Here is a 23,468-nt window from a genome sequence, read left to right as displayed (position 1 = left end):
CCGTCAGGCGCGACTCTCATCGTGGCGCTGGGGCATGCCCCAAACAGACGCCGGATAGATTTAAGCAAGCCAACCACACCACCCGTTAATCAGTATTGCAAAAATGGGGGTGACCATAGATTTTTGTGCCAGAAATTCAGCACAGACTCGGTCAAATGTGGGAGCGGGCTTGCTCGCGAAGGCGTCGTGTCAGGCAAAATCAATGTTGAATGATCAACCGCTTTCGCGAGCAAGCCCGCTCCCACATGGGATCCGCGCCGTACACAATTCAGTGTTCACCACAGGCCAAATGTGGAAGCGGGCTTGCTCGCGAAAAGGCCGGACAAGACACCACTTGCAACACCTGCTACCCGTGCAACGCCCTTTCAGCCTCACTCAGCAGTTCATCGATCGAGTGATGAACAATGGGGTCGTACTCGATCTGCCCGATACTGAAACGAATGTCATAACCGCGATGCACTGTGGCGTTGCGCTCGTCGAGCATTTCTTCGAGGCGCGCCTTGATCGGGACGATGTCCACCCAGCCTGAGCCGGTCAACAACGCAACAAATTCATCGTCGCCGAGCCGGCCGATCACATCGTTTTCACGAAAAGCGATGCGCAACACATCCGCGAAAGTTTTCAGGGCGTCGTCGCCCTCGGCACGGCCATACAGATAATTGATGTGCTTGAAGTCATCGAGGTCGAAAAACAGCAGGGTCGCTGGCCGCCCCAACTGCCGGCAGGCGGCCAGCCCCCGTTGGGCAAGCGCCGTGAAACCGTGGCAATTGGAGAGCAGCGTCAGCTCATCCATGCTCGACATCTGCACTCCCATAAGCTCTTGCTCGGCCTTGCGGGCCAGCTCACGCAGCAATTCGCGCTCTTGCAAAGGGGTGCGCAAGGGGTCTGCACCAGCGCTGTGTTTGACTGGAATCAGCATTACACACTCCATTGGCGGGCATGTCCTTTAGAGTGGTCCATACCCGGTTTGACTCCCGGTTAACGGACCGCCGGTCAACTACCCTCCACCCTGGCTGGCCGGTGGATTGCGTTCCGCATGGCAGGTGGTACAGGGCAAACCGGCAGCGCTCTTGCGTTCCATGCCCCCGCACCACATTCATCACCTGGGGAATGCCGGCGTCGAACTGCAACGGTGAATCACCGGGGATATGGCCGTTCTGGCAGCACGGGCTCTGGAAGACCTTTTGTGCGGTATCGAATGCCTTCACTGCCTCCTTTTCATCAGCGAACAGATGCTCGGCGTAGACGATCAGGCCGATCAACACCACCGCGCCAAGAAGCAGGTGTCGTTTCATCTCATACCTCCGACAAAGGTCGGTGGGCCTACAGGAGCCTCGGGTTATCCCTTCAGCTAAGCGCAATTTTCCCCACGGGCCCATGTTCATCGACCACCGGTCATACAAAGGCCGCCTCGCTTTGGCTGTTGCGGTGCACGCACCTCGAGAGGCCGAGTGGAGGTTCATGACGAACTTGTCGATCTACGCAGGCGGCCTGTACCGCGACTGACGTTCAACACTGTACGGTCGAACTTTCCACGCCTGTGATAAAAATATCGCTCTTGTTTCAGGAGCCTCTTCATGGACCTCGCCACCCTCTCCCTCTTTCTCCCCGCCTGCTTCGCCCTGAACATGGCGCCAGGCCCGAACAACCTGCTATCGGTCAGCAATTCGACTCGCTACGGCTACCGCACGGCGTGCGTCGCCGGCATCGGCCGGCTGCTGGCGTTTGCCGGGATGATCGCCCTCGCGTCGGCGGGGCTGGCGGTGGTGCTGCAAACTTCTGAGCTGCTGTTCTACGGGATCAAGATCCTCGGCGCGGCCTATCTGTTCTATCTCGCCTGGCAGTTATGGCGTGCCAATCCAGGGACGCAAGACAATGTCGCGGGAGCGCCAGTGGGCACGCTGCGATTGGCGCGACAGGAGTTTCTGGTGGCGGCCGGCAATCCGAAAGCGATCCTGATCTTCACCGCATTCCTGCCACAGTTCGTTGACCCGACCCAGGCAATCACCCCGCAATTTGCCGTGTTGGGCGCGTTGTTCCTGATGCTGGAATGGATCGCGATCGGCGCCTACGCCTATATGGGCCTGCACATGCGGCGCTGGTTTGCGCAGCCTCGGGGCAAGCGGATATTCAACCGTTGCTGCGCGGGATTGTTGTCGGCGGCAGCTTCGGTGCTGCTGATGGCACGGCGGGCTTGAATAGCCCCTATCAACTGTGGGAGCGGGCTTGCTCGCGAAGGGGGCGACACATTCAACATTTCTGTTGAATAACATACCGCTTTCGCGAGCAAGCCCGCTCCCACAGTTGATCTGGGGGTGTTCTGATGGATAGGCATTGGCAATTTGCATTAATATACGTACATTCGGATATCCATATATTAGAGTCGCGCCAATGAACACACGCCCCGCTCAAACCACAATCCTCTTCATGTGCACCGCCAACAGCTGCCGCAGTGTATTGAGCGAAGCCCTGTTCAATCACCTGGCCGCGGCGCCTGGCCGCAATTCTCTGTCGATTTTCCGGTGGAGGCGTCGGGTGACGCGCCTTATGCTCAGCCCATGAACCTACACAACGCAGCACTTCCGCCCCACGCCGAGATGGTTCGCGCCATGCTCGAACGAGACACCGCCTACGAGGGGGTATTCTTTACTGCGGTGAAAACCACCGGCATCTTCTGTCGTCCCGGTTGCACGGCGCGCAAGCCGAAGCCGGAGAATGTCGAGTTCTTCGCCCAGGCCGATGAGTGCCTGTCGGCGGGCTACCGCGCCTGCCTGCGCTGCAAGCCGCTGGACGCGGCGGCGATCGCGCCGGACTGGGTGCAAAAACTGCTCGCGGCGGTGGACGCCGATCCCGACCTGCGCTGGAGCGATGCGCAGTTGCTGGCCGAAGGCATCGAGCCGCTGAAACTGCGGCGCTGGTTCAAGCAGCATTTCGGCATGACCTTCCACGCCTGGCTGCGCACCCGCCGCCTCGGCATGGCGTTGGGTGGCATCAAGCAGGGCGACTCCATTGACCACGCAGCGTTCGATTCGGGCTACGAATCCCTCAGCGGATTCCGCGATGCGTTTCAAAAATCCTTTCACATCACTCCCGGCCGTGCCATCAACAGTGAACCGTTGCTGTTCACTCGCCTGACCACACCCCTGGGGCCGATGATCGCCATGGCCGAACGCCGCGGGCTGGTGTTGCTGGAATTTCTTGACCGGCCGGCACTCACCCGGGAAGTCGAAGAATTGCAGCACCGCTACGGCTATGCCGTGGCGCCCGGGCACAACGGCCATTTGCGCCAGATCGAAGAGGAACTGGCGCAGTATTTCGCCGGCAAATTGACCGGGTTCAACGTGCCATTGCACCTGCCGGGCAGCGAATTCGCCCGCCAGGTATGGGCCGAGCTGGCGAAAATACCTTACGGCCAGACCAGCACCTACGGCACCATCGCCGCGAAACTGGGCAAACCTGGCGCCAGCCGTGCCGTGGGCCTGGCCAACGGACACAACCGCCTCTCGATTGTCTTGCCCTGCCACCGGGTGATCGGTGCGGACGGCTCGCTGACCGGCTATGGTGGAGGACAACCGCGCAAGGCGTTTCTGCTCAGGCTGGAACAAGCCGCGGTGCAGCTCACCGAACAACTGGCGTTCTGATCCACGCCGTTGATGAACCTCATCAGGAAGGACAAGCTGACTTCCATGCCCGATCCATACCTGCCCGCCACCGAGTTTCTGGCATCCATCGACGACGACTGGCGCCGCCACATCGCCGCCATCGGCCCCTGCCTGCATCAGCCCCATGCGGCTCGCGATCCTTATGAATCGCTGGTGCGGGCGATTGCTTATCAGCAATTGCATGCAAAGGCCGGGGACGCGATTGTCGGTCGGTTGCTGGCACTATTTCCTTCGGCAACATTCCCCAGGCCCGAACAGATTATCGCAACAGCGTTTGAGCAGATGCGCAGTTGCGGGTTTTCCACCAGCAAGATCGCGACCATTCAAGGTATTGCTCAAGCGGCTTTGGATGGCGTGGTGCCGGATTACGCCACGGCGCCGGCCATGGAGGATGAGGCGTTGATCGAGCGCTTGATCACCCTGCGCGGGGTGGGCCGCTGGACGGTGGAGATGCTGCTGATTTACAGCCTGGAGCGGCCGGATATTTTGCCAGCCGATGACTTTGGCGTGCGGGAGGGTTATCGGCGGCTCAAGGGGCTGGAGGTGCAGCCGAGTCGCAAGCAGATGACCGAGATCGGGCTGGCCTGGAGTCCGTTTCGGACGGTGGCCTCCTGGTATTTGTGGCGAGTGCCTGGACGGTAGACCGCATTATCGTTCATCGCGAGCAGGCTCGCTCCCACAGGTTATGCGGCGATCATAGATGTCAGGTACACAAAGATCCTTGTGGGAGCGGGCTTGTCGGATCGCCGCACCGCAGTGAAGGCGTCAGCACATTCAACACACGGCTTCAGGCGTCGGCCCCCCTGAGCACCGCATCAACCTGCTCCGCCGCTTGCAACAGATTGCTGTCGCTTCTAAAGCCTCCGATCATTTGAAGCCCTACTGGAAGCGTCCCTGTGTTCCTGACCAGAGGGATATTGATTTGAGGCAATCCAAATGCCATCCAGAACTTGCTGAAATCGGAAGGTCCGGTCGCTCCAAGGCCCAACGGGGCGACGATGCCACAGCTCGCACCCAGGACGGCGTCAAATGGCTGGAATATTTCTTCCAAAACAATGGCTAACTTCGCTAAACGCTTCTGTGCCGCCGACTCTTGCTCCCAGGTCGTCAGACTGGCGCGCTCGAACATGGCTAACAGCTCTTCGCTCAGTTTGTCCGGTTGCATTTGCAGTTCTTTGGAGAATGATCGAGCTCCCTCGCAATCGTTTATCAGCAGATGGTCATCAAATACAGCGGCAAATTCCTCAGGCAGCAGCACCTCGCTCACTTGATGCCCTGCCGATTGCAGATCTTTTACAGCGGCCTCCAGTGATTTGGCCACGTCCTCGTCTACCTGATCCCAGCGGGCCGTACGACAAAAGCCGAACGACCGTACATGGCGTTCATGAGTGACCATCGGAAAACCGGGAATCAAGACTTGAGCCATCAGCTCCAGGTCACGAACGGAGCGGCCATACCAGCCCACCGTATCGAAGCTCGGCGCTAATGGTTTGACCCCCTCGAGAGGAACCAACCCATACGAAGGCTTGAAAGCATAAAGTCCGCAGTAGGATGCGGGTTTAATCAATGATCCGGCCGTCTGCGTCCCCAAGGCGATCGGGAAAAAACCAGCCGCCATCCCTGCTGCCGATCCGGTACTGGAGCTTCCAGGGGTTCTGTCAAGATCGTGTGGGTTGCGGGTAGGGCCGGTATGCATGTAAGCGAATTCGGTGGTATGGGTCTTGCCCATAATGATTGCTCCGGCCTGGCGCAGAAGTGAGACGACATGGGCATCGCGCGATGGACAGTTGTCATCATAGATCGGAGAGTAAAAACGGGTGGGATGATCCACGGTGTCATAGTTGTCTTTGATACCCACTGGAACACCTGCCAGGAGACCTTTCGCTTTACGCTTCGTTAATTGGCCAGCTTGAGAGCGCACCCAGTCCGGCTCGAACGAAACAAAAGCTTTTATACTCGGCTCCCGCGACTCAACACATTCAAGAAAGTGTTCGGCTACCGTCTCTGCGCTCACGACATCCGAACGAACCCATTCCGAAATGGCAGTGGCATCAGCATGAGTGAAATTGTGCATATCGCTCCTTTTTGGCGTTAGTCACTTTTTGAAGGACATTGACTGGAATTACACCGCCCTGGACAACTTCAAGTCGCGTAAACCGATTGCAAATCAGCGAAACCTTTTATTTCGACAGGGTTCCCGGCAGGATCTAGAAAGAACAGGGTTGCTTGCTCACCAGGCGCTCCTGGAAAACGAATGTCAGGAGAGAGGACAAATTTCACTTCGCCTTTGATCAGACGATCTTTTAAGGCAATCCAGTCCGCCATCTTCAATATCACACCAAAATGGGGCATCGGCACCCTGTGATCGCCCACCTGTCCTGTATTACTCACTGGGAAGGGTTCGCCCAAGTGCAACGATAACTGATGCCCGAAAAAATTGACGTCCAGCCATGTATCAGTGCTACGACCTTCCTCACAACCCAGTAAATCGCAGTAGAACCGGCGGGAAAGCTCCAAATCGCGGACGTGAATAGCACAATGAAAAATCGACTGCATAGGTGGCTCCTAAAAATCACCGGGGGAAACGACTGAACCGGAGGAATCTTGTGCCGTTTCCATGCAAAGAGATAGCATGTAGTTTTTACTACCATCAAAAGTATTTCTTATGGATACCCGTTATCTGAAAAGCCTCATCACTGTCGTGGAATGCGGTTCGATAGCACATGCTGCGCGCGTGGAAGGGTTGACGGCAGCAGCGGTCAGTCAGCGAATTCTCGCGCTCGAGCGGCAACTCGGCTTTGAACTGCTGTCTCGCGTCGGGCACGCAGCCAAGCCGAGTCAAGCCTGTCTTGGCCTATTGCCCAGAGCTAAACGTATCGTTCGCGAGATTGCGTTACTGGCGGGAGACGCCGACGCTGGGGGGCTTACGGGACAATTGAGAATAGGCGCTATTTCGACCGTTCTGACCGGTTTGCTACCCGGAGCATTGCGGGCCCTGACCGAATTAGCGCCGGGTCTCAAGCCAGTCATTGTGCCGGGAACATCGCGTTCGTTGTATCAAGCACTTCTTTCAGGCGAAGTGGACGCTGCCATATTGGTAGTTCCCCCATTTGAATTGCCCAAAGCTTTGCATTTGGTGTCACTTCGAAAGGAACCTCTGGTTTTTCTATCGAAGGAAAAGTCCTCGGACAGTATCCTTGCTCAACTGAAAACCCATCCCTACATCCGATACGACCCAGATTCGTGGGGCGGACGCCATGCTGAGCATTACTTGGCGGACAATGGCTTGATGCCGACGCCACTGGTGGATCTGGACGCACTGGAGACAATTGCCATGCTCGTAACCGAAGGTCTTGGCGTGAGCCTTGTGCCGTATTGGTCTGGCTTTGAACATTGGGGCCATAAGTGCGCTGTGGATTGGGTAGGCATCGACCGGTATGACCGAGAGATTGCGCTGATCAGCCATGTTCAGACTGACAGGCCCAACATGATGAGCGTTTTGGGCAAAGTACTATCAACGAACCAAAAATGAATTGAAACCAACGCGCACTCATATCGTCGGAGGTTCTCATGCAACTCGAAGGTTCCTGTCATTGCGGCGAGGTGTCATTCAGTTTGACCAGTGCCCACCCCTACCCGTACCAGCGTTGCTACTGCTCGATCTGCCGCAAGACTCAGGGCGGGGGCGGTTATTCGATCAATATTGCGGGTGATGCCGCCAGCCTGAAAGTGCGTGGCCGCAAACATATTGCGATTTACCACGCGCGACTCAAGGAAGAAGGCGCCACGCGCGCCCACCGCAGTACCGCCGAGCGGCATTTCTGCTCGCTTTGCGGCTCCGGCCTGTGGTTGTTCAGCCCCGAGTGGCCGGCGTTGATCCACCCGTTCGCGTCAGCCATCGACACCCCGCTGCCGGTGCCGCTGGAACACACGCACTTGTTGCTCGATTCCAGGGCGCCGTGGGTGGAAGTCGACGTGCGTCCTGGCGATAAGCAGTTCGATGGCTATCCCGAAGAGTCGATCGCCGAATGGCATGAACGCCTGGGTTTGAGCCGCTGAAGCGGGCGCGCCTGACTACAGCAGCAGCGATGAACGCACAGTGGCGTCGTTGCCAGGCGCAATACTGCTCCAGTTCTGTAAAGGACCGAAATCATTCATCCCCCTTCGCTTGATTTTGAACCTTGCCGCGTAAAGTCGAAGCTCTTACTGTCTGGTTTGCGCACACCCGCGTTTTAGCTATGAAGTCACCCTCTAGCGTCAACATCGGAAATTAACCAAGGAATGGTTATGAACAACACACATTTTAAAACATTATGCCCATTGGTTGGAACACTATTTTTATCGACATGCATTGCTGCCGCCGATCTCGGCGAAGGACTGGCCAACGAGTCCAATTCGATATTGCTAAAAAATCAAAACAACAACTACAGTCACTGGAATGGCATTGGCAAGATATTCCGGGATGATGCCCCCGCCTGCACCGCAAGCCTGCTGGATACACGGGACAAAGACAATAATGCGGTCGGTCCGGCTTACTTGCTCACCGCTGCACATTGTGCATTCAACGCCAGTGAACTCCAGGCCGCCGAGCCGTTTGAACAAACCGTGAAGTTCAATTACTTCAACGATACGCCGCACGCTTACAAAAACTACAAAATCGACAAAACGGTCTGGAAGGATTATCAGCATACCGATCTTGCGATCATCGCGTTGGATGCTGCTCTAGCCACAGTGCTCGAAGATGGAGTGACTCCACTCCAGCTGGCATCGGCATGGCCAAAGGTGTCGGCCGATGTGCTGATTGTCGGCGTGCCCAACGAGCTCCCGGAGTCAGGGCTGCGGTTGGCGGCCTGCTCCCAGGAACCCACGGGCGCTGCCCTGGTTGAAGGCGACCGCTCATATCTCGACACCTTGAAAAATCGTTGCCGGGAAATACGATCCGGCTCTTCGGGAAGCCCCGTATTGGACCGACAAAGCGGGCATATCCTCAGTGTGATGGCAACGAGTACCCATGGCGCGACGATTGACCAGCAATGTTTTGACGATGCCCCATGCGAAGTGAAAAACGGGCAGCCCCAGTGGTCCTCCGATACGCACTACAGTCATCCAGTGGATTATTTATCCAGCTGCTTCAGCGATGGCGTTTTCACCGGTGCCTCAAACGCCTGTACCCTTCACCGTACGTTCCAGGTGACCGACACGACGTGGCCTACGCAATACGTGGCGATGCCCCAGGATGAAGACAGTCCGGATCCGGTTTTACAGGCAACATTCTCCCTGAGCACACCCTACTACCGATTCAAAACCACACGTGACGTCACGCACTGTTCGTCTCCCCATGACTACAGCGCTCCCATTGAGGCGTCTGACGCTGTTATCAATGCACCTATAAGCAGAGAGCCGGGCATGTACTTTCTCTGCATCATAGGTGTCGAGTCTGCGGATCACAGACCCAGTATCGAGTTGATGAAAAGCGCCTGGGTCACCCCTGCACAACTTATCGAGAGAACGCCGGTGCGAATGCCGGAGCCGACTATCACATTGAGCGCCGACTGGAATTATCAGGTTAAATGGCGTTATTCAGTACCACAGTATTTTGGCACGCTTTATTACACAGGCCCGACCAACGAGACAGACTGTAATAAAATACCGATCGAAGACTATGCTAGAACCTTTGAACCTATTACTTTTGAAGCCGAGAAACTTCCCTTGACGCTGTGCAGTAGAAACAACGATCTAAGCGACCGCGCCTCAGATGTTCGCTCTGACCTGCTGGCTTTGCCTTGAATGGCTCACAGTGTGCACATTGCTCTTGAGCCATTCTTGATGATCGACCCCGCCAGCCTGACCGCGGCTGGCGGGGTTGATTTCAATGTCAATCAGTTGACTGCAGGCGTTGGCACACCACTGTGGAACCGGAACTCCACATCCGGCGACTCGATCAACGCCTGCTCGGCGGCACGGACCTTGTCGATCACCTGGGCAATGTCCTTGGCGTCCCCGTACTGGTAGGCCAGTTTCAGGTAACCCTGAAAATGCCGCGCCTCGCTTTTCAGCAGGCCGAAGTAGAACTTGCCCAGCTCTTCATCCAGATGCGGCACCAGTGCTTCGAAACGCTCGCAGCTGCGGGCCTCGATAAACGCACCGACCACCAGGGTGTCCACCAGTTTGACCGGCTCATGGTTGCGCACCACTTTGCGCAGACCCGAGGCATAACGCCCGGCAGACAGCTGACGCAGTTCGATCTTGCGCTTTTTCATCAGCCGCATGACCTGTTCGTGGTGCACCAGCTCTTCCCGGGCCAGGCGCGACATCAGGTTGATCAGATCGACATGGGAGTGATATTTGGCAATCAGGCTCAGTGCCGTGCTGGCGGCCTTGAATTCGCAGTTCTTGTGATCGATCAGCAGGGTTTCCTGGTCGGCCAGCGCGGCCTGGACCCAGCCGTCGGGGGTTCGGCAGCCGAGAAACTGGTGAATGTCGGGAAGGATCATGGGGCTCACGGATAAGAGGTTCAAAACGAAGGGCGCCGATTATACCGGCCTGCCGCCAGACCACCAGCCGCGACCGTTGATATGCATCAAGTCCCGAATGCCCGGCCAGCAACTATAGTTGTCCAACGCGTATCTTTACCTTCCTGGAGATCCCGATCATGCAAGCCATTCGCAGCATCCTGGTGGTCCTCGAACCCGAACACTCGGAAAGCCTGGCGCTCAAACGGGCCAAATTGATTGCCGGTGTGACCCAGGCCCATCTGCACCTGTTGGTCTGTGACCGCAAGCATGACCACAGCGCCATGCTGGGCGTACTCAAGGCCGCCCTGTTGGAGGACGGTTTCAGCGTCACCACCGAGCAGGCCTGGAATGAAAGCCTGCATGAAACCATCGTCGACGTGCAGCAGGCGGAAGGCTGCGGGCTGGTGATCAAACAGCATTACCCCGACAGCCCGTTGAAAAAGGCCTTGCTGACCCCGGCAGACTGGAAACTGCTGCGCTCCTGTCCAAGCCCGGTACTGTTGGTCAAAACCTCGAAACCCTGGACTGGCGGGGTCATTCTGGCGGCGATCGACGTCGGCAATACCGATGGCGAACACCGCACCTTGCACGCCAGCATCGTCGATCACGGTTATGACATCGCCAGCCTGGCCAGAGCCCATTTGCATGTGGTCAGTGCCCATCCGTCGCCCATGCTGTCGGCGGCCGACCCGACGTTGCAACTCAGCGAAACCATCGAGGCCCGCTATCGCGAGCAGTGCAAGGTCTTTCAGGCCGAGTTCGACATCGATGACGAGCACCTGCATATCGCGGAAGGCCCGGCGGATGTGTTGATTCCGTATATGGTGCACACGCTGGGTGCGTCGGTGACGGTGATCGGCACCGTGGCACGGTCCGGGTTGTCCGGGGCATTGATCGGGAATACGGCGGAAGTAGTGCTGGATGCGGTGGAGAGCGATGTGCTGGTGCTGAAGCCGGACACGGTCATGGATCATCTGGAGGAGATTGTGACCCAGCATTGAGATTTTCGGTGCCGGTCAGGACGCCTTCGTCGGAACGCCGCCCGGAGCAAGCCCGCTCCCACATTTGATCTAAGTCGTTGACAATTTCGTGTCCAATGGAGATTCAATGTGGGAGCGGGCTTGCTCGCGAAGCTTCTAAGGTTTAGCCGCCGAACGCGTCCCTGAGGAACCCCGGTGCGATGTAGCGCTGGTAATGCGCCTCGGAGAGCAAAAAGAACTCCCGATCAATGGCATCACGCAGCTCCGGCAGGTTCCAGTCGCGAAACTCCGGCATCAGCACCATCCCGTAGGCTTCCAGATTGTTGATCACCCGCGCGCCCCGGGCAATCAACTGATAAGCCCAGCAATACTCCGACTGGTGCGGCACAAAACGGATCTTGCGCTGCTCCAGCTGCAATCGCAGGCGCTGGGGATCGAAAACCTCCAGCTTGCTGGCCATCACCTGGGACAGCAACTGCTCGAGCCGCAGCCACACCGCGCGTTTTTCTTGCTCGTTGTAACCATTCCAGTTGATCACTTCATGGTGGAAACGCTTGCAGCCACGGCACACCAGATCACCGTAAACAGTGGAGCAAAGGCCGACGCAGGGGGTCTTGATGGTCTGATTGGGCATAGGGAGAACACGGGAAAGCAGAACAGGTGGGCATGTTAGCCCTTTGTCTAACATTCATCACCCCTCAAAATTCAGGCCCTAACTTACCTTTAATTTTTTTTTCCCGTAGAATCAGCCAGCCTTTTAAGGCGCCAATGTCCGTTAGAAGCTGTTTTCAAAGCGTCACGAGCACAGTCGTTCCTTCAGAGCGGTGTTGGCGAAGGGTTTTTCCAGCGGGGAAAAGCCCAACGCCAACCCTCATCAGCTCCCGTTCTGCAGGCGTAAAACTTTGAAAGCAGCTTCTGTAAGGAATGGTCTGTAATTCTGGCTAAGTGGCCCACAACGCCACGCAGCGCATGAGTACGGCCATTTCGGGATGAGCGTCCCGGACACCCAGATGGGACCACTGATGAGGGTAATAACTGTGCTTGAAGCCTACCGCAAACATATCGAAGAGCGCGCAGCACTGGGTATCGTTCCCCAGCCGCTTAACGCCGAACAAACTGCAGGCCTGGTCGAGCTGCTGAAGAATCCCCCGGCTGGCGAAGAAGCTTTCCTCGTTGACCTGATCACCAATCGCGTTCCGCCTGGAGTGGACGAAGCTGCCTATGTAAAGGCCGGCTTCCTCTCCGCCATCGCCAAAGGCGAAGCCCAATCCCCTCTGATCGACAAGAAACGCGCTGTTGAACTGCTCGGCACCATGCAGGGCGGCTACAACATCGTGACCCTGGTCAACCTGCTGGACGACGCCGAACTGGCGCCAGTGGCGGCCGAAGAACTCAAGCACACCCTGCTGATGTTCGACGCGTTCCACGACGTGGCGGAAAAAGCCAAGAACGGCAACGTTCACGCCAAAGGCGTACTGCAATCCTGGGCTGACGGCGAGTGGTTCAAGAACCGCCCTGTACTGGCCGACAAGATCAGCCTGCGGGTGTTCAAGGTCACCGGCGAAACCAACACCGACGACCTGTCCCCTGCCCCGGATGCCTGGTCCCGCCCGGACATCCCGCTGCACGCCCTGGCCATGCTGAAAATGGCCCGCGAAGGCATTGTGCCGGACGTACAAGGCTCCATCGGTCCGATGAAGCAGATCGAAGAAATGCGCAACTCCGGCTTCCCGATCGCCTACGTTGGCGACGTGGTCGGTACCGGTTCTTCGCGTAAATCGGCCACCAACTCGGTGCTGTGGTTCTTCGGCGACGACGTTCCCTACGTGCCGAACAAGCGTGCCGGCGGCTTCTGCTTCGGCAGCAAGATCGCTCCGATCTTCTACAACACCATGGAAGATGCCGGCGCCCTGCCGATCGAATTCGACGTCACCAACATGAACATGGGCGATGTCATCGACCTGTACCCGCATGCTGGCAAAGTCTGCAAGCACGGCACCGACGAAGTCCTGACCACCTTCGAAATGAAGACCCCGGTGCTGTTGGACGAAGTCCGTGCCGGCGGTCGTATTCCGCTGATCATCGGCCGTGGCCTGACCGACAAGGCTCGCGCCGAACTGGGCCTGCCAGCGTTCGACCTGTTCAAGAAACCGGATGCCCCGATCGAAAGCACCAAGGGTTTCACCCTGGCGCAAAAAATGGTCGGCAAGGCGTGCGGCGTAGCCGGTGTGCGTCCAGGCACCTACTGCGAACCGAAGATGACCACCGTCGGTTCCCAGGACACCACCGGTCCCATGACCCGCGACGAACTGAAAGACCTGGCGTGCCTGGGCTTCTCGGCCGATCTGGTGATGCAGTCGTTCTGCCACACCGCGGCTTATCCAAAGCCGATCGACGTGACCACCCACCACACCCTGCCAGACTTCATGATGACCCGCGGCGGCGTTTCCCTGCGTCCGGGCGACGGCATCATCCACAGCTGGCTGAACCGCATGCTGCTGCCGGACACCGTCGGCACCGGTGGTGACTCCCACACCCGTTTCCCGATGGGCATTTCGTTCCCGGCCGGTTCGGGCCTGGTTGCGTTCGCTGCTGCCACCGGCGTGATGCCGCTGGACATGCCGGAATCGATCCTGGTGCGCTTCAAAGGCAAGATGCAACCGGGCGTTACCCTGCGTGACCTGGTTCACGCCATTCCTTACTTCGCGATTCAGGCTGGCCTGCTGACCGTCGAGAAGAAAGGCAAGAAGAACGCCTTCTCCGGCCGCATCCTGGAAATCGAAGGCCTGGACAACCTGAGCATCGAGCAGGCTTTCGAGCTGTCCGACGCCTCGGCCGAACGTTCGGCTGCCGGTTGCACCATCAAGCTGTCGAAAGAGTCGATCACCGAGTACCTGAGCTCCAACATCACCCTGCTGCGCTGGATGATCGGCGAAGGCTACGGCGATGCACGTACTCTGGAACGTCGTGCTCAAGCGATGGAAGCCTGGATCGCCAACCCAGAGTTGATGGTTGCCGACGCTGACGCCGAATACGCTGAAGTCATCGAAATCGACCTGGCCGACATCAAGGAGCCTGTGCTCTGCGCGCCGAACGACCCGGACGACGCCCGTCTGCTGTCCAGCGTTGCTGGCGAGAAGATCGACGAAGTGTTCATCGGTTCGTGCATGACCAACATCGGTCACTTCCGCGCGGCCGGCAAGTTGCTGGAACAGGTCAAGGGTCAGCTGCCAACCCGTCTGTGGCTGTCGCCGCCGACCAAGATGGACGCCCACCAGTTGACCGAAGAAGGCTACTACGGCATCTACGGCAAGGCTGGCGCTCGCATGGAAATGCCGGGTTGCTCGCTGTGCATGGGTAACCAGGCACGTGTTGAGCCGAACTCGACTGTTGTGTCGACGTCGACCCGTAACTTCCCTAACCGTCTGGGTGACGGCGCGAACGTCTACCTGGCTTCGGCCGAGCTGGCATCCGTGGCTTCCATCCTGGGTCGCCTGCCGACCGTCGAGGAGTACATGGAATACGCGGGCAAGATCGACAGCATGGCGGCCGATGTCTACCGCTACCTGTCCTTCGACCAGATCGCCGAGTTCCGTGAAGCGGCTGCGAACGCCAACATCCCGGTCGTTCAAGCCTAAGGCTGCAACGCAATAAAAAACGCCGCCCATCGTGAGATGTGCGGCGTTTTTTTATGCCTGTACCCGAGCCCTTGTAGGAGCGAGGCTTGCCCGCGAAGGTCATCACGCGGATAAACTGCTGGACCGCGTTATCGTTCTTCGCGGGCAAGCCTCGCTCCTACGGGGGTATTCAGCGTGCTGGAAGGTCTCTCAAGCACTCAGGGAATAGATCAACGCCGAAATCGCCACCAGGCCTACCGCCGTCACGAAGACATTAGAGGCTTGACCACGATAGCGCGCCATCGCCGGCACCTTGCGGATCGCGTACATCGGCATCAAAAACAGAATCGCCGCAATGACCGGACCACCCAGGGTTTCGATCATCCCGAGAATGCTCGGATTCAGGGTGGCAACAATCCAGCACACTACCAACATGAAGGCCGCGGTCATGCGATCCAGCGTCTTCGGCGCCGGACGCTTGCCGCTCTTGACGATCAGCCCCTTCAAGCCTTCGCTGGCACCAATGTAGTGGCCGAGGAACGACTTGGAAATCGCCACGAACGCAATCAACGGCGCCGCAAAGGCGATGGTCGGATTGCTGAAGTGGTTAGCCAGGTACGACAGGATCGACAGGTTCTGCGCCTTGGCCTCGGCCAGTTGCGCCGGCGACAGGGTCAGCACGCAGCTGAACACGAAAAACAGCACCATCACCACCATCAAGGCGTGGGCCCGGGACAGGATCTGCGAACTGCGCTCCTGGGCGTGATCGCCGTAACGACGTTTCTGGTCCACCGCAAACGCCGAGATGATCGGCGAGTGGTTGAACGAAAACACCATCACCGGAATCGCCAGCCACAAGGTGTGCAACAACGCCGAAGGTTCAGGCAGCGTGGACGCGGTGGCCAGGATGCCGCCGTTCCAGTGCGGAATCAGGAACACCGCGAGAAACAGCAGGGCCACGATGAACGGATAGACCATCAGGCTCATGGCCTTGATGATCGCTTGCTCGCCGCAACGCACCACGGCCAGCAGGCCAAGGATCAGCACCAGCGACAATACGGCGCGCGGTGGCGGCATTATGTGCAGTTGATGCTCGAGAAAACTGCCCACGGTGTTGGTCAGGGCCACACTGTAGATCAGCAGGATCGGGAAGATCGCAAAGAAGTAGAGCAAGGTGATCAGCGCGCCGGCCTTGATCCCGAAGTGCTCTTCCACCACTTCGGTGATGTCCGCGCCTTCGCGTCCGGACAGTACAAAACGGGTCAGGCCACGGTGTGCGTAAAACGTCATAGGGAACGCCAACACTGCCAGGATCAGCAACGGCCAGAAGCCGCCCAGACCTGCATTGATCGGCAAAAACAGCGTGCCAGCCCCGATAGCTGTGCCAAACAGGCCCAGCATCCAGGTGGTGTCATGGCGATTCCAGCGGGTAAGGCTTGCTGGTGTCGCCGCTACATAGCGTTCGTCGACGCTATTGGCCTGATCATTCATCCGGTGGGATCTCCGCATTCCGGTCATTTGCTACCCGGTCAGGACGAGTCGGAAAAAACCGACAGGCAGCGCCCTGACCGAAACAGGGGCGCGATTGTCCGGGATTAATGAACAGAAGCAAAGACTTAGCTGAGGAGCGGTGGTGCGGATCGGATGACAGACGCAGATGTACCCCTGTGTGCGAGCCTGCTCGCGAAGGCGGCGGCACATTCAGCGGATTGCGCCTGTCCCACTGCTTTCGTGAGCAGGCTCGCTCCCAACCAGATCGATGGCCCCCTTGCGTCCGAATAAAACAGGTTGCTTAAACAACCCATTGGCCAGGTTTTCAACCTGATGTATGTTCAACTCAGCTGTCCTCCCGCGGCCCTCACTTGTGGAGTCATGCCATGCCACTCGTTCGCGTCGACATCAGGAAGCATCAAGACCCCGGTTACGCCAAACGTGTCGGGCAATTGATCTACGCCGCCATGCACAGCGCCATTGGCGTGCCGGAGAACGATAATTTCCAGATTCTCGCCGAGCACGATGAACAGCATTTCATCTTCGATCCCGGGTACCTGGGTATCAACCGCACCGACAACCTGGTGGTGATTCAAATCACGCTGAGCGAAGGTCGCACCGTCGAACAGAAAAAGCTGCTCTATAAAACCATCGTTGACAGTTTGCATGCGCAACTGGCGGTTCGACTGGAAGATGTGTTCATCAATCTGGTAGAAGTGAAAAAAGAGAACTGGTCGTTCGGCAACGGAGTTGCCCAGTACGCCATCTGATCTGCGCTTGCCTGTTTTAGCTGACAGGAGTGGTCACTGAAAAAACGATACTGCTCTTGCAATACTTACACACAGGAAAACTCCTACAGACAACACATCGATAAACAAGTACGACAAACTGTTTCTTAAACACTAGAAGCCTGAATTGTTACAAGCAACTACCCACCATTGAACAACCCACATTTCCAGATTATATTTTTCAAGCATTGAATCGGAATGATTAATAGCGCGCGACTCCCCCATCAACCATGGAGTTATCCGTATGCAAAAAAATAATATTACGTCTACACTCCTGTTTGCCGCGGCATTGTTGTGCCCGCTCAGCAGCTTCGCGCAACAAGCCCCTGCCACTGCCGATATTCGGGACATGGCCTCCTCTCCTCGGTGGCTGACCACCAAGGTCTATAGAGGGCGATCCACAAACGGATGTAAAAGAGAATTATCCCGGGGTGGTCGGAATATCGACATGGGACCCCGAACGCAATCGCTATGAGTTCTTTTACACCGACACGGGAGAATCAAAATACAACAATGGAGGTGGCGGTTATTTTTTTGTCACGGGCGATAAAAAAACCCACGTTTTAGTGCCCGATGTCGGACCAACCAAAGCCATCACCAGACGATTGGAAACGTTGAACACCAATGAGTTCACCTATTCTCGCGAAGTGCCCCGTGACATGAAAGAGAATAACCCGCCGGTACGCATCTATGTCGTTCATGCTCCCTACACCGGAGCAGTAGTTACAAAATCCGCCATCAAGCCAGATACCGATATCCACTGAAACCGTTCAGCCCTGCAGCACCTAACGATTCCATTCATGATGCCAATATAACGCGGTCGCTTCAAACACACCTTACTACCTATAAAAACAGGGAGATTCCACATGCAAAAAACTCTCAAAACATTACTGGTATCTACGCTACTCATCTCCTCGGCTTTCTCCGTTGCCAACGCGCAATCCACTACGCCCTCCCCCGCAAAAAATGCCGTTGCCACGCCAGATAACGCCATCATGCTGACCGTCTTTTTAAAGCACGATCAATCACGATCTTTGCCTGAACTGAAGACCCAACTTGAAAAGCAAGGATACTACGAGGCCTTTCCACCTGAGGGGGTAGAGGTCGTCAGTTGGAATACCGTGATGGGTATCGGCCAAATCGTCACATTGCGTTTCCCGGCCTCCCGCCTGGTAGAAGTAAATCTTGCATTTGAAAGAACAGCATGGGGAAGTTTCAGGACCGAGTTCTATCCGACCTATGATGCCAAAGCGATTGCACTGGCGGAACGAGACAGAGTACTAAAGCAGCGAACTGCCCAGTGACGCTGCGGCAGCACACTGTATTTGCAGTGTGCTGCCCGGTGACGTGACATCGGCTCCGTCTGCCCTGAACCACGAGTTTGCTTCTTTCAGGAAGCGGTCCAGACTAAAAAACACCGTCTCTGCGATTGGCGACCATTGCCAATCCGCTTGGGAATCAGCACCCTGAAAATGTTTTTCACGCCCGACACGTCACGATCACAGGAGCAGAGTAATGCCCGCAACCGTTCTGGTACTGGTTGAAACCATCAATGATTACCTGCCGATTCTCGAGCATCAGGGCTTCCACCTGATTCTGGCCCCGACGCCCGCCGAGCGCGCTGCGGCCATCACCCGGCAGGGCGGTCAGATCGATGCGGTGCTGACTCGCGGTCCATTAGGGCTGTATGCCGATGAAATCGCCGCCCTGCCCAATCTCAAGATTATCTGCGTGATCGGCGCCGGCTACGAACAGGTCGACCTGCAAGCCGCGTCCGACCGGGGCATCACGGTCACCAACGGCGCCGGGGTCAACGCGTCATCGGTCGCCGACCATGCCATGGCCATGCTCCTGGCACTGGTGCGCGACATTCCCCGCTGCGACGCCGCCGTGCGCCGCGGCGAATGGCCAAAAATCATGCGCCCTTCCCTGGCGGGCAAACGCCTGGGCATCCTTGGCCTCGGCGCTGTCGGCATGGCCATTGCCAAACGCGCGACTCACGGCTTCGACATGACGGTGAGCTACCACAATCGCCAGCATCGCAGCGACGTACCCTACAGTTTCTGCTCGACGCCCACCGAGCTGGCGCGTGCGTCGGACTTTCTGATTGTCGCCACCCCCGGCGGCCTGGGCACCAAACACCTGATCAACAAACAAGTGCTCGATGCCTTGGGGCCCAAAGGCTTCGTCGTCAACATCGCCCGGGCCAGTGTCATCGTCACCGCGGATCTGATCAGCGCGTTGGAACAGCGACGAATTGCCGGTGCCGCGCTGGATGTCTTCGATGCCGAACCCCGTGTGCCGGATGCATTCAAGGCGTTGGCCAACGTGATCCTGACGCCGCACGTCGCCGGTTTGTCTCCTGAGGCAACCCAGGGAACCGTTGAGCTGGTGGGTCGCAATCTGGTGGCGTTCTTCTCCGGAGACCCGGTACTCACTCCTATCGATCTGCCGGCAACCCGGACCAAGGCAGTGCAATAGGCTGTCATTCAAACAGCTGTATCAGAACCAATGATTGCCCGGCAACACGCTCACCTATAAGGGCTGTTCGTGGTTGTGGGTGTCGGGTGTGCGCATTAGATTAGCCAATAGTCTCAGGCCTCCAGAATAAGCAGAAGGGATAAGCATGGCGCTTACTGACCAGTCCACCCGTATCCGCTCCGGCGAAGAACTCGATGCCAGCCTGATCGATCCATACCTCAAGGTGCGTATTCCCGGCCTCAGTGGCCAGCCTGCCATCAGCCAGTTTCCCGGCGGTGCGTCCAACCTCACCTACTTGCTGGAATACCCCGAACAGGAATTCGTCCTGCGTCGGCCGCCGTTCGGCCACAAGGCCAAGTCTGCCCACGACATGGGCCGCGAGTTCCGGATTCTCAATCAGCTCCGGGACGGCTTCCCGTACTGTCCCAAAGCCTATGTGCACTGCACCGATGAATCGGTGATCGGCGCCGAGTTCTATGTGATGGAACGGGTCAAGGGCATCATCCTGCGCGCGGAACTGCCGCCGGAGCTGGGCCTGGATTCGGCAAAGACCGAAGCCCTGTGCAAAAGCTTTATCGACAAGTTCGTCGAACTGCATCAGGTCGATTACAAAGCCCATGGCTTGGGCGACCTCGGTAAACCTGAAGGTTACGTCGCGCGGCAGATCAAAGGCTGGAGCGAGCGCTACGAAAAAGCCCTGACCCCGGACGCACCGCAGTGGCAAGCGGTCAAGGCCTGGCTCAATGACAAAATGCCGGCCGATCACCCAACGTCGAGCATCGTGCACAACGATTACCGCTTCGATAACGTGATCCTCGACCCGAACAATCCGATGCAGATCATTGGCGTGCTCGACTGGGAACTGACCACCCTCGGTGACCCGTTGATGGACCTGGGCAACACCCTCGCCTACTGGATCGAAGCCGACGACCCGGCACCGGTGCAGTCGATGCGCCGCCAACCGAGCCACGCGCCAGGCATGCTGACCCGCCGCGAATTCGTCGATTACTACGGCCAGCGCTCAGGCATCCAGATCGACAACTTCGACTTCTACTACACCTACGGCCTGTTTCGCCTGGCCGGCATCGTGCAACAGATCTACTACCGTTTCTTCCATGGTCAGACCCAGGACAAACGCTTCGCGCAGTTCATTCACATGAACAAACTGCTGGAGCAGATGAGCTTGCAGGTCATTGCCAAATCCAGCCTCTGATAACAATACGGACTTGTAAGAGCCAGGCTTGCCGGCGAAGGCGTACTTAAGAGCGCCTTCGCCGGCAAGCCTGGCTCCTACGAACAGCGATAACGCGTTTATTTGATTGCACATCAGGCCACCCTAACAAGGAAAACCCATGTCCAAGACCCAGTTGTTCGATCTCGACGGCAAGATCGCTTTCGTTTCCGGTGCCAGTCGCGGTATCGGTGAAGCCATCGCCAAGTTGCTGGCCCAGCAAGGCGCCCACGTCATCGTCTCGAGCCGCAAGCTCGACGGTTGCCAGCACGTGGCCGACGCCATCATCGCCGCCGGCGGCAAAGCCACCGCCGTCGCTTGCCATATCGGTGAAATGGAACAGATCAGCGAGGTCTTCGCCGGCATCAAGGAACAATTCGGGCGCCTGGACATCCTGGTCAACAACGCCGCCACCAACCCGCAATTCTGCAACGTACTGGACACTGACCTCGGCGCCTTTCAGAAAACCGTGGACGTCAACATCCGCGGCTACTTCTTCATGTCGGTGGAAGCCGGCAAGCTGATGCGCGAAAACGGCGGCGGCAGCATCATTAACGTGGCTTCGATCAACGGCATCTCGCCGGGGATTTTCCAGGGCATCTACTCGATGACCAAGGCCGCGGTGATCAACATGACCAAGGTATTTGCCAAGGAATGCGCGCAGTTCGGCATTCGCTGCAATGCCCTGCTGCCAGGTTTGACTGACACAAAGTTTGCTTCGGCGCTGGTGAAGAATGAGGCGATTTTGAACACTGCGTTGCAGCAGATTCCGCTCAAGCGTGTGGCGGATCCGAGTGAGATGGCGGGAGCCGTGCTTTACCTGGCCAGCGATGCGTCCAGCTACACCACCGGTGTGTCGTTGAACGTGGACGGTGGTTTCCTGTCCTGATTCGATTTTGCGCATGACCAGAGGCAGCCTCAGGGCCAATGCCAGTCAGTTAAGCGAAATCCCTGTGGGAGCGGCGATGCGGCGTTCCGACTTGCTCGCGAAGACGGCGGCACAGTCAACATTGATGTCGCCTGATCCACCGCTTTCGCGAGCAAGCCCGCTCCCACAGGTTCTGCAGCTTAACTGACTGACATTAGCCTCAGGGCTGCCTTTTTAGTACGTGCGGCAGCTACACCGATATTCGTGCGAAGTGAATATTTATTCCACATATTGCATTATGGGAATTTTTATTCCATTAATAGCCTTCCTGAAAACAACAATCCAAAAGGACCCCGGCTATGCGCGAACTCGGTATCGGTCTCATCGGCACAGGCTTCATGGGCCGCGCCCATGCCTTGGCGTTTCGTAACGCCAGTGCGGTGTTCGAACTCCCCCTGAAGCTCAAACTCGCCGCCCTGGCCGACGCCGATTCACAGCGCGCCCGCCACTGCGCCGACGCCTGGGGGTTCGAAACAGCCCACAGCGACTGGCAGTCATTGATCGACGATCCCAAGGTCAACCTGATCGCCATCACCACGCCCAACCACCTGCACTACCCCATGGCCATGGCCGCCCTCAGCGCCGGCAAAGCGGTGTATTGCGAAAAGCCGCTGGCGGTCAATCTCGAACAGGCCAATGCCATGCGCCTGGCGGCCAAAGCGGCAGGCGTGGTCACCCGGGTGGGCTACAACTATCAACACAACCCGATCATCGGCCTGGCGCGGGAACTGATCGAAAACGGCGAACTGGGGCATATCATCAGTTTCCAGGGTGAGTTCAGCGAAGACTTCATGGCCGATCCTGCATCACCCTGGTCCTGGCGTTGCGACGCCGGGCACGCCGGCGGCGCGCTGGCGGACCTGGGCAGTCACCTGCTGGCCATGGCCCGGTATCTGGTGGGCGATGTCGAGTCGGTGTGCGCCGACACCCAGACCGTGCACGGGCAACGTCCCGCCACACCGGGCAGCCAGGAACAGCGCACCATCGCGGTCGATGATCAGGTCCACGCCCTGCTGCGGTTTGCCAACGGTGCGCGTGGGACCTTCAGCAGCAGTTGGCTCAAGCACGGCTACAAGAATCACCTGAGTTTTGAAATCAGCGGCACTCACGGGACGTTGGCATTCGATCAAGAGCGGTTGAATGAACTGCGTCTCTATCGCGCGGGGCAGGACGGCTTCCAACGCTTGCTGGCGGGGCCGAATTTGCCGGGTTACGCGGCGTTCAGCCCGGCGGCGGGGCATCAACTGGGCTACAACGAACTCAAGACCCTGGAAGTGCATGATCTGGTCATGGCACTGGCCGGGCTCGGTCAAGGCGGCACGGATTTCGAGCAGGCGTGGGAAGTCGAACGCCTGGCAACGGCGATTCGCGTCGCGGCGCGAGAGTCGCGCTGGGTCAGGATAGAGGATGTCTGAACGACCCCTCAGTGGTCGCCCGCCAGCAGCACGGAGCCGCTGGCGGTATGTACAGGCTGATCCGCCGTTACTGAGTGATGCAACGGGTCAGCGTGGTGTTTCGGGTCACCTGCCCTTCCGCGCGCATGTCGCCTTGCACATCAATGTTTTCAGTGGTCTGGCAGGTACGCACAGGTGCTGGCGGCGGAGCAAGGGGGGGTGGCGGCGCAGGACTGGCACAACCACCGAGTATCGCCGCGCAGAGTGCAAGCGGCAGTGGCGAAAAAACGCGTTTCCCAAGACTTTTCATAGGTTGGCCCGCGATAAGTGATGTACACATTTGTGTGACAACGAAACAACGCTGGAAAGTCCACGGGCCGG

The 23,468-nt window shown here is 57.7% G+C and carries 20 protein-coding genes and 3 pseudogenes; 16 read left to right on the top strand and 7 right to left on the bottom strand.

Annotated elements, in window-relative coordinates; all coding sequences use genetic code 11:
• Positions 1 to 346: 346 nt before the first annotated feature.
• Both F8N80_RS27650 and F8N80_RS27645 read right to left on the bottom strand, forming a co-directional pair.
• Positions 347 to 919: a GGDEF domain-containing protein gene (locus F8N80_RS27650; RefSeq protein ID WP_150744528.1), complete on the bottom strand. Its 573-nt coding sequence runs from the start codon at positions 917 to 919 to the stop codon at positions 347 to 349.
• An 87-nt stretch (positions 920 to 1,006) separates the two neighbouring features.
• Positions 1,007 to 1,295: pseudogene (locus F8N80_RS27645) on the bottom strand (hypothetical protein); the annotation flags it as partial.
• A gap of 282 nt (positions 1,296 to 1,577) precedes the next feature.
• Here F8N80_RS27645 and F8N80_RS27640 point away from each other — a divergent pair.
• From F8N80_RS27640 to F8N80_RS27625, 4 genes and pseudogenes are all read left to right on the top strand, one after another.
• On the top strand, positions 1,578 to 2,198 hold the full coding sequence (locus F8N80_RS27640) for a LysE family translocator (RefSeq protein WP_150744529.1): 621 nt from the start codon (positions 1,578 to 1,580) through the stop codon (positions 2,196 to 2,198).
• Between the two features lie 193 nt (positions 2,199 to 2,391).
• Positions 2,392 to 2,493: pseudogene (locus tag F8N80_RS32050) on the top strand (arsenate reductase/protein-tyrosine-phosphatase family protein); the annotation flags it as partial.
• A 65-nt stretch (positions 2,494 to 2,558) separates the two neighbouring features.
• Positions 2,559 to 3,641, top strand: a complete 1,083-nt coding sequence (locus F8N80_RS27630; protein WP_150744530.1) for a bifunctional transcriptional activator/DNA repair enzyme AdaA — start codon at positions 2,559 to 2,561, stop codon at positions 3,639 to 3,641.
• A 45-nt stretch (positions 3,642 to 3,686) separates the two neighbouring features.
• On the top strand, positions 3,687 to 4,304 hold the full coding sequence (locus tag F8N80_RS27625; protein WP_150785136.1) for a DNA-3-methyladenine glycosylase family protein: 618 nt from the start codon (positions 3,687 to 3,689) through the stop codon (positions 4,302 to 4,304).
• A gap of 145 nt (positions 4,305 to 4,449) precedes the next feature.
• Here the strand turns inward: F8N80_RS27625 and F8N80_RS27620 are convergent, their stop codons facing one another.
• A complete protein-coding gene (locus F8N80_RS27620) occupies positions 4,450 to 5,736 on the bottom strand; it encodes an amidase (protein ID WP_150785135.1) in 1,287 nt (428 codons plus the stop codon).
• Between the two features lie 68 nt (positions 5,737 to 5,804).
• Positions 5,805 to 6,218 carry a VOC family protein gene (locus F8N80_RS27615; protein ID WP_150785134.1) on the bottom strand — a complete coding sequence of 138 codons (414 nt, stop codon included), beginning with the start codon at positions 6,216 to 6,218 and terminating at the stop codon, positions 5,805 to 5,807.
• Positions 6,219 to 6,327: 109 nt separating this feature from the next.
• Between F8N80_RS27615 and F8N80_RS27610 the strand changes: the two genes are divergently transcribed.
• The 3 genes from F8N80_RS27610 to F8N80_RS27600 all read left to right on the top strand — a co-directional run bounded on the left by F8N80_RS27610 (position 6,328) and on the right by F8N80_RS27600 (position 9,449).
• Positions 6,328 to 7,194, top strand: coding sequence for a LysR family transcriptional regulator (locus F8N80_RS27610; RefSeq protein WP_150785133.1), 867 nt, complete (start codon positions 6,328 to 6,330; stop codon positions 7,192 to 7,194).
• Positions 7,195 to 7,232: 38 nt separating this feature from the next.
• On the top strand, positions 7,233 to 7,721 hold the full coding sequence (locus tag F8N80_RS27605) for a GFA family protein (RefSeq protein WP_150785132.1): 489 nt from the start codon (positions 7,233 to 7,235) through the stop codon (positions 7,719 to 7,721).
• 228 nt (positions 7,722 to 7,949) lie between these two features.
• The gene (locus F8N80_RS27600; protein ID WP_191632997.1) at positions 7,950 to 9,449 is read left to right on the top strand and encodes a trypsin-like peptidase domain-containing protein; all 1,500 of its coding nucleotides are present in this window, start codon (positions 7,950 to 7,952) and stop codon (positions 9,447 to 9,449) included.
• Between the two features lie 92 nt (positions 9,450 to 9,541).
• Here the strand turns inward: F8N80_RS27600 and F8N80_RS27595 are convergent, their stop codons facing one another.
• On the bottom strand, positions 9,542 to 10,156 hold the full coding sequence (locus tag F8N80_RS27595) for a tRNA-(ms[2]io[6]A)-hydroxylase (protein ID WP_150785130.1): 615 nt from the start codon (positions 10,154 to 10,156) through the stop codon (positions 9,542 to 9,544).
• Positions 10,157 to 10,314: 158 nt separating this feature from the next.
• Between F8N80_RS27595 and F8N80_RS27590 the strand changes: the two genes are divergently transcribed.
• A complete protein-coding gene (locus tag F8N80_RS27590; protein ID WP_150744534.1) occupies positions 10,315 to 11,178 on the top strand; it encodes a universal stress protein in 864 nt (287 codons plus the stop codon).
• Positions 11,179 to 11,320: 142 nt separating this feature from the next.
• Here the strand turns inward: F8N80_RS27590 and F8N80_RS27585 are convergent, their stop codons facing one another.
• Entirely contained in the window at positions 11,321 to 11,791 is a 471-nt protein-coding gene (locus F8N80_RS27585) for a DUF1289 domain-containing protein (protein ID WP_150744535.1), read from the bottom strand.
• A gap of 403 nt (positions 11,792 to 12,194) precedes the next feature.
• Here F8N80_RS27585 and acnB point away from each other — a divergent pair, with 403 nt between their 5' ends.
• Positions 12,195 to 14,795, top strand: a complete 2,601-nt coding sequence (acnB, locus tag F8N80_RS27580; protein WP_150785138.1) for a bifunctional aconitate hydratase 2/2-methylisocitrate dehydratase — start codon at positions 12,195 to 12,197, stop codon at positions 14,793 to 14,795.
• 189 nt (positions 14,796 to 14,984) lie between these two features.
• Here acnB and F8N80_RS27575 read toward each other — a convergent pair whose 3' ends face one another.
• On the bottom strand, positions 14,985 to 16,265 hold the full coding sequence (locus tag F8N80_RS27575) for a serine/threonine transporter (protein WP_150785129.1): 1,281 nt from the start codon (positions 16,263 to 16,265) through the stop codon (positions 14,985 to 14,987).
• Between the two features lie 386 nt (positions 16,266 to 16,651).
• Here F8N80_RS27575 and F8N80_RS27570 point away from each other — a divergent pair, with 386 nt between their 5' ends.
• The 7 genes and pseudogenes from F8N80_RS27570 (at position 16,652) to F8N80_RS27540 (ending at position 23,108) form a co-directional block, all read left to right on the top strand.
• A complete protein-coding gene (locus F8N80_RS27570) occupies positions 16,652 to 17,035 on the top strand; it encodes a tautomerase family protein (RefSeq protein WP_150744537.1) in 384 nt (127 codons plus the stop codon).
• Positions 17,036 to 17,297: 262 nt separating this feature from the next.
• Positions 17,298 to 17,817 (top strand): annotated as a pseudogene (locus F8N80_RS27565) (DUF4822 domain-containing protein).
• A 102-nt stretch (positions 17,818 to 17,919) separates the two neighbouring features.
• Positions 17,920 to 18,357, top strand: a complete 438-nt coding sequence (locus tag F8N80_RS27560; RefSeq protein WP_150785128.1) for a hypothetical protein — start codon at positions 17,920 to 17,922, stop codon at positions 18,355 to 18,357.
• Positions 18,358 to 18,568: 211 nt separating this feature from the next.
• On the top strand, positions 18,569 to 19,534 hold the full coding sequence (locus F8N80_RS27555; protein ID WP_150744540.1) for a 2-hydroxyacid dehydrogenase: 966 nt from the start codon (positions 18,569 to 18,571) through the stop codon (positions 19,532 to 19,534).
• 145 nt (positions 19,535 to 19,679) lie between these two features.
• A complete protein-coding gene (locus tag F8N80_RS27550; protein ID WP_150744541.1) occupies positions 19,680 to 20,747 on the top strand; it encodes a phosphotransferase family protein in 1,068 nt (355 codons plus the stop codon).
• Between the two features lie 139 nt (positions 20,748 to 20,886).
• The gene (locus F8N80_RS27545) at positions 20,887 to 21,654 is read left to right on the top strand and encodes an SDR family oxidoreductase (RefSeq protein WP_150744542.1); all 768 of its coding nucleotides are present in this window, start codon (positions 20,887 to 20,889) and stop codon (positions 21,652 to 21,654) included.
• A gap of 338 nt (positions 21,655 to 21,992) precedes the next feature.
• Positions 21,993 to 23,108 carry a Gfo/Idh/MocA family protein gene (locus F8N80_RS27540; protein WP_150744543.1) on the top strand — a complete coding sequence of 372 codons (1,116 nt, stop codon included), beginning with the start codon at positions 21,993 to 21,995 and terminating at the stop codon, positions 23,106 to 23,108.
• Positions 23,109 to 23,468 lie beyond the last annotated feature (360 nt).

Source organism: Pseudomonas fluorescens, assembly GCF_902497995.1.
Lineage (GTDB): Bacteria > Pseudomonadota > Gammaproteobacteria > Pseudomonadales > Pseudomonadaceae > Aquipseudomonas > Aquipseudomonas fluorescens_BK.
The sequence above is the reverse complement of the archived record's forward strand: the minus strand, read 5'-3'. Positions and strand labels throughout refer to the sequence as shown.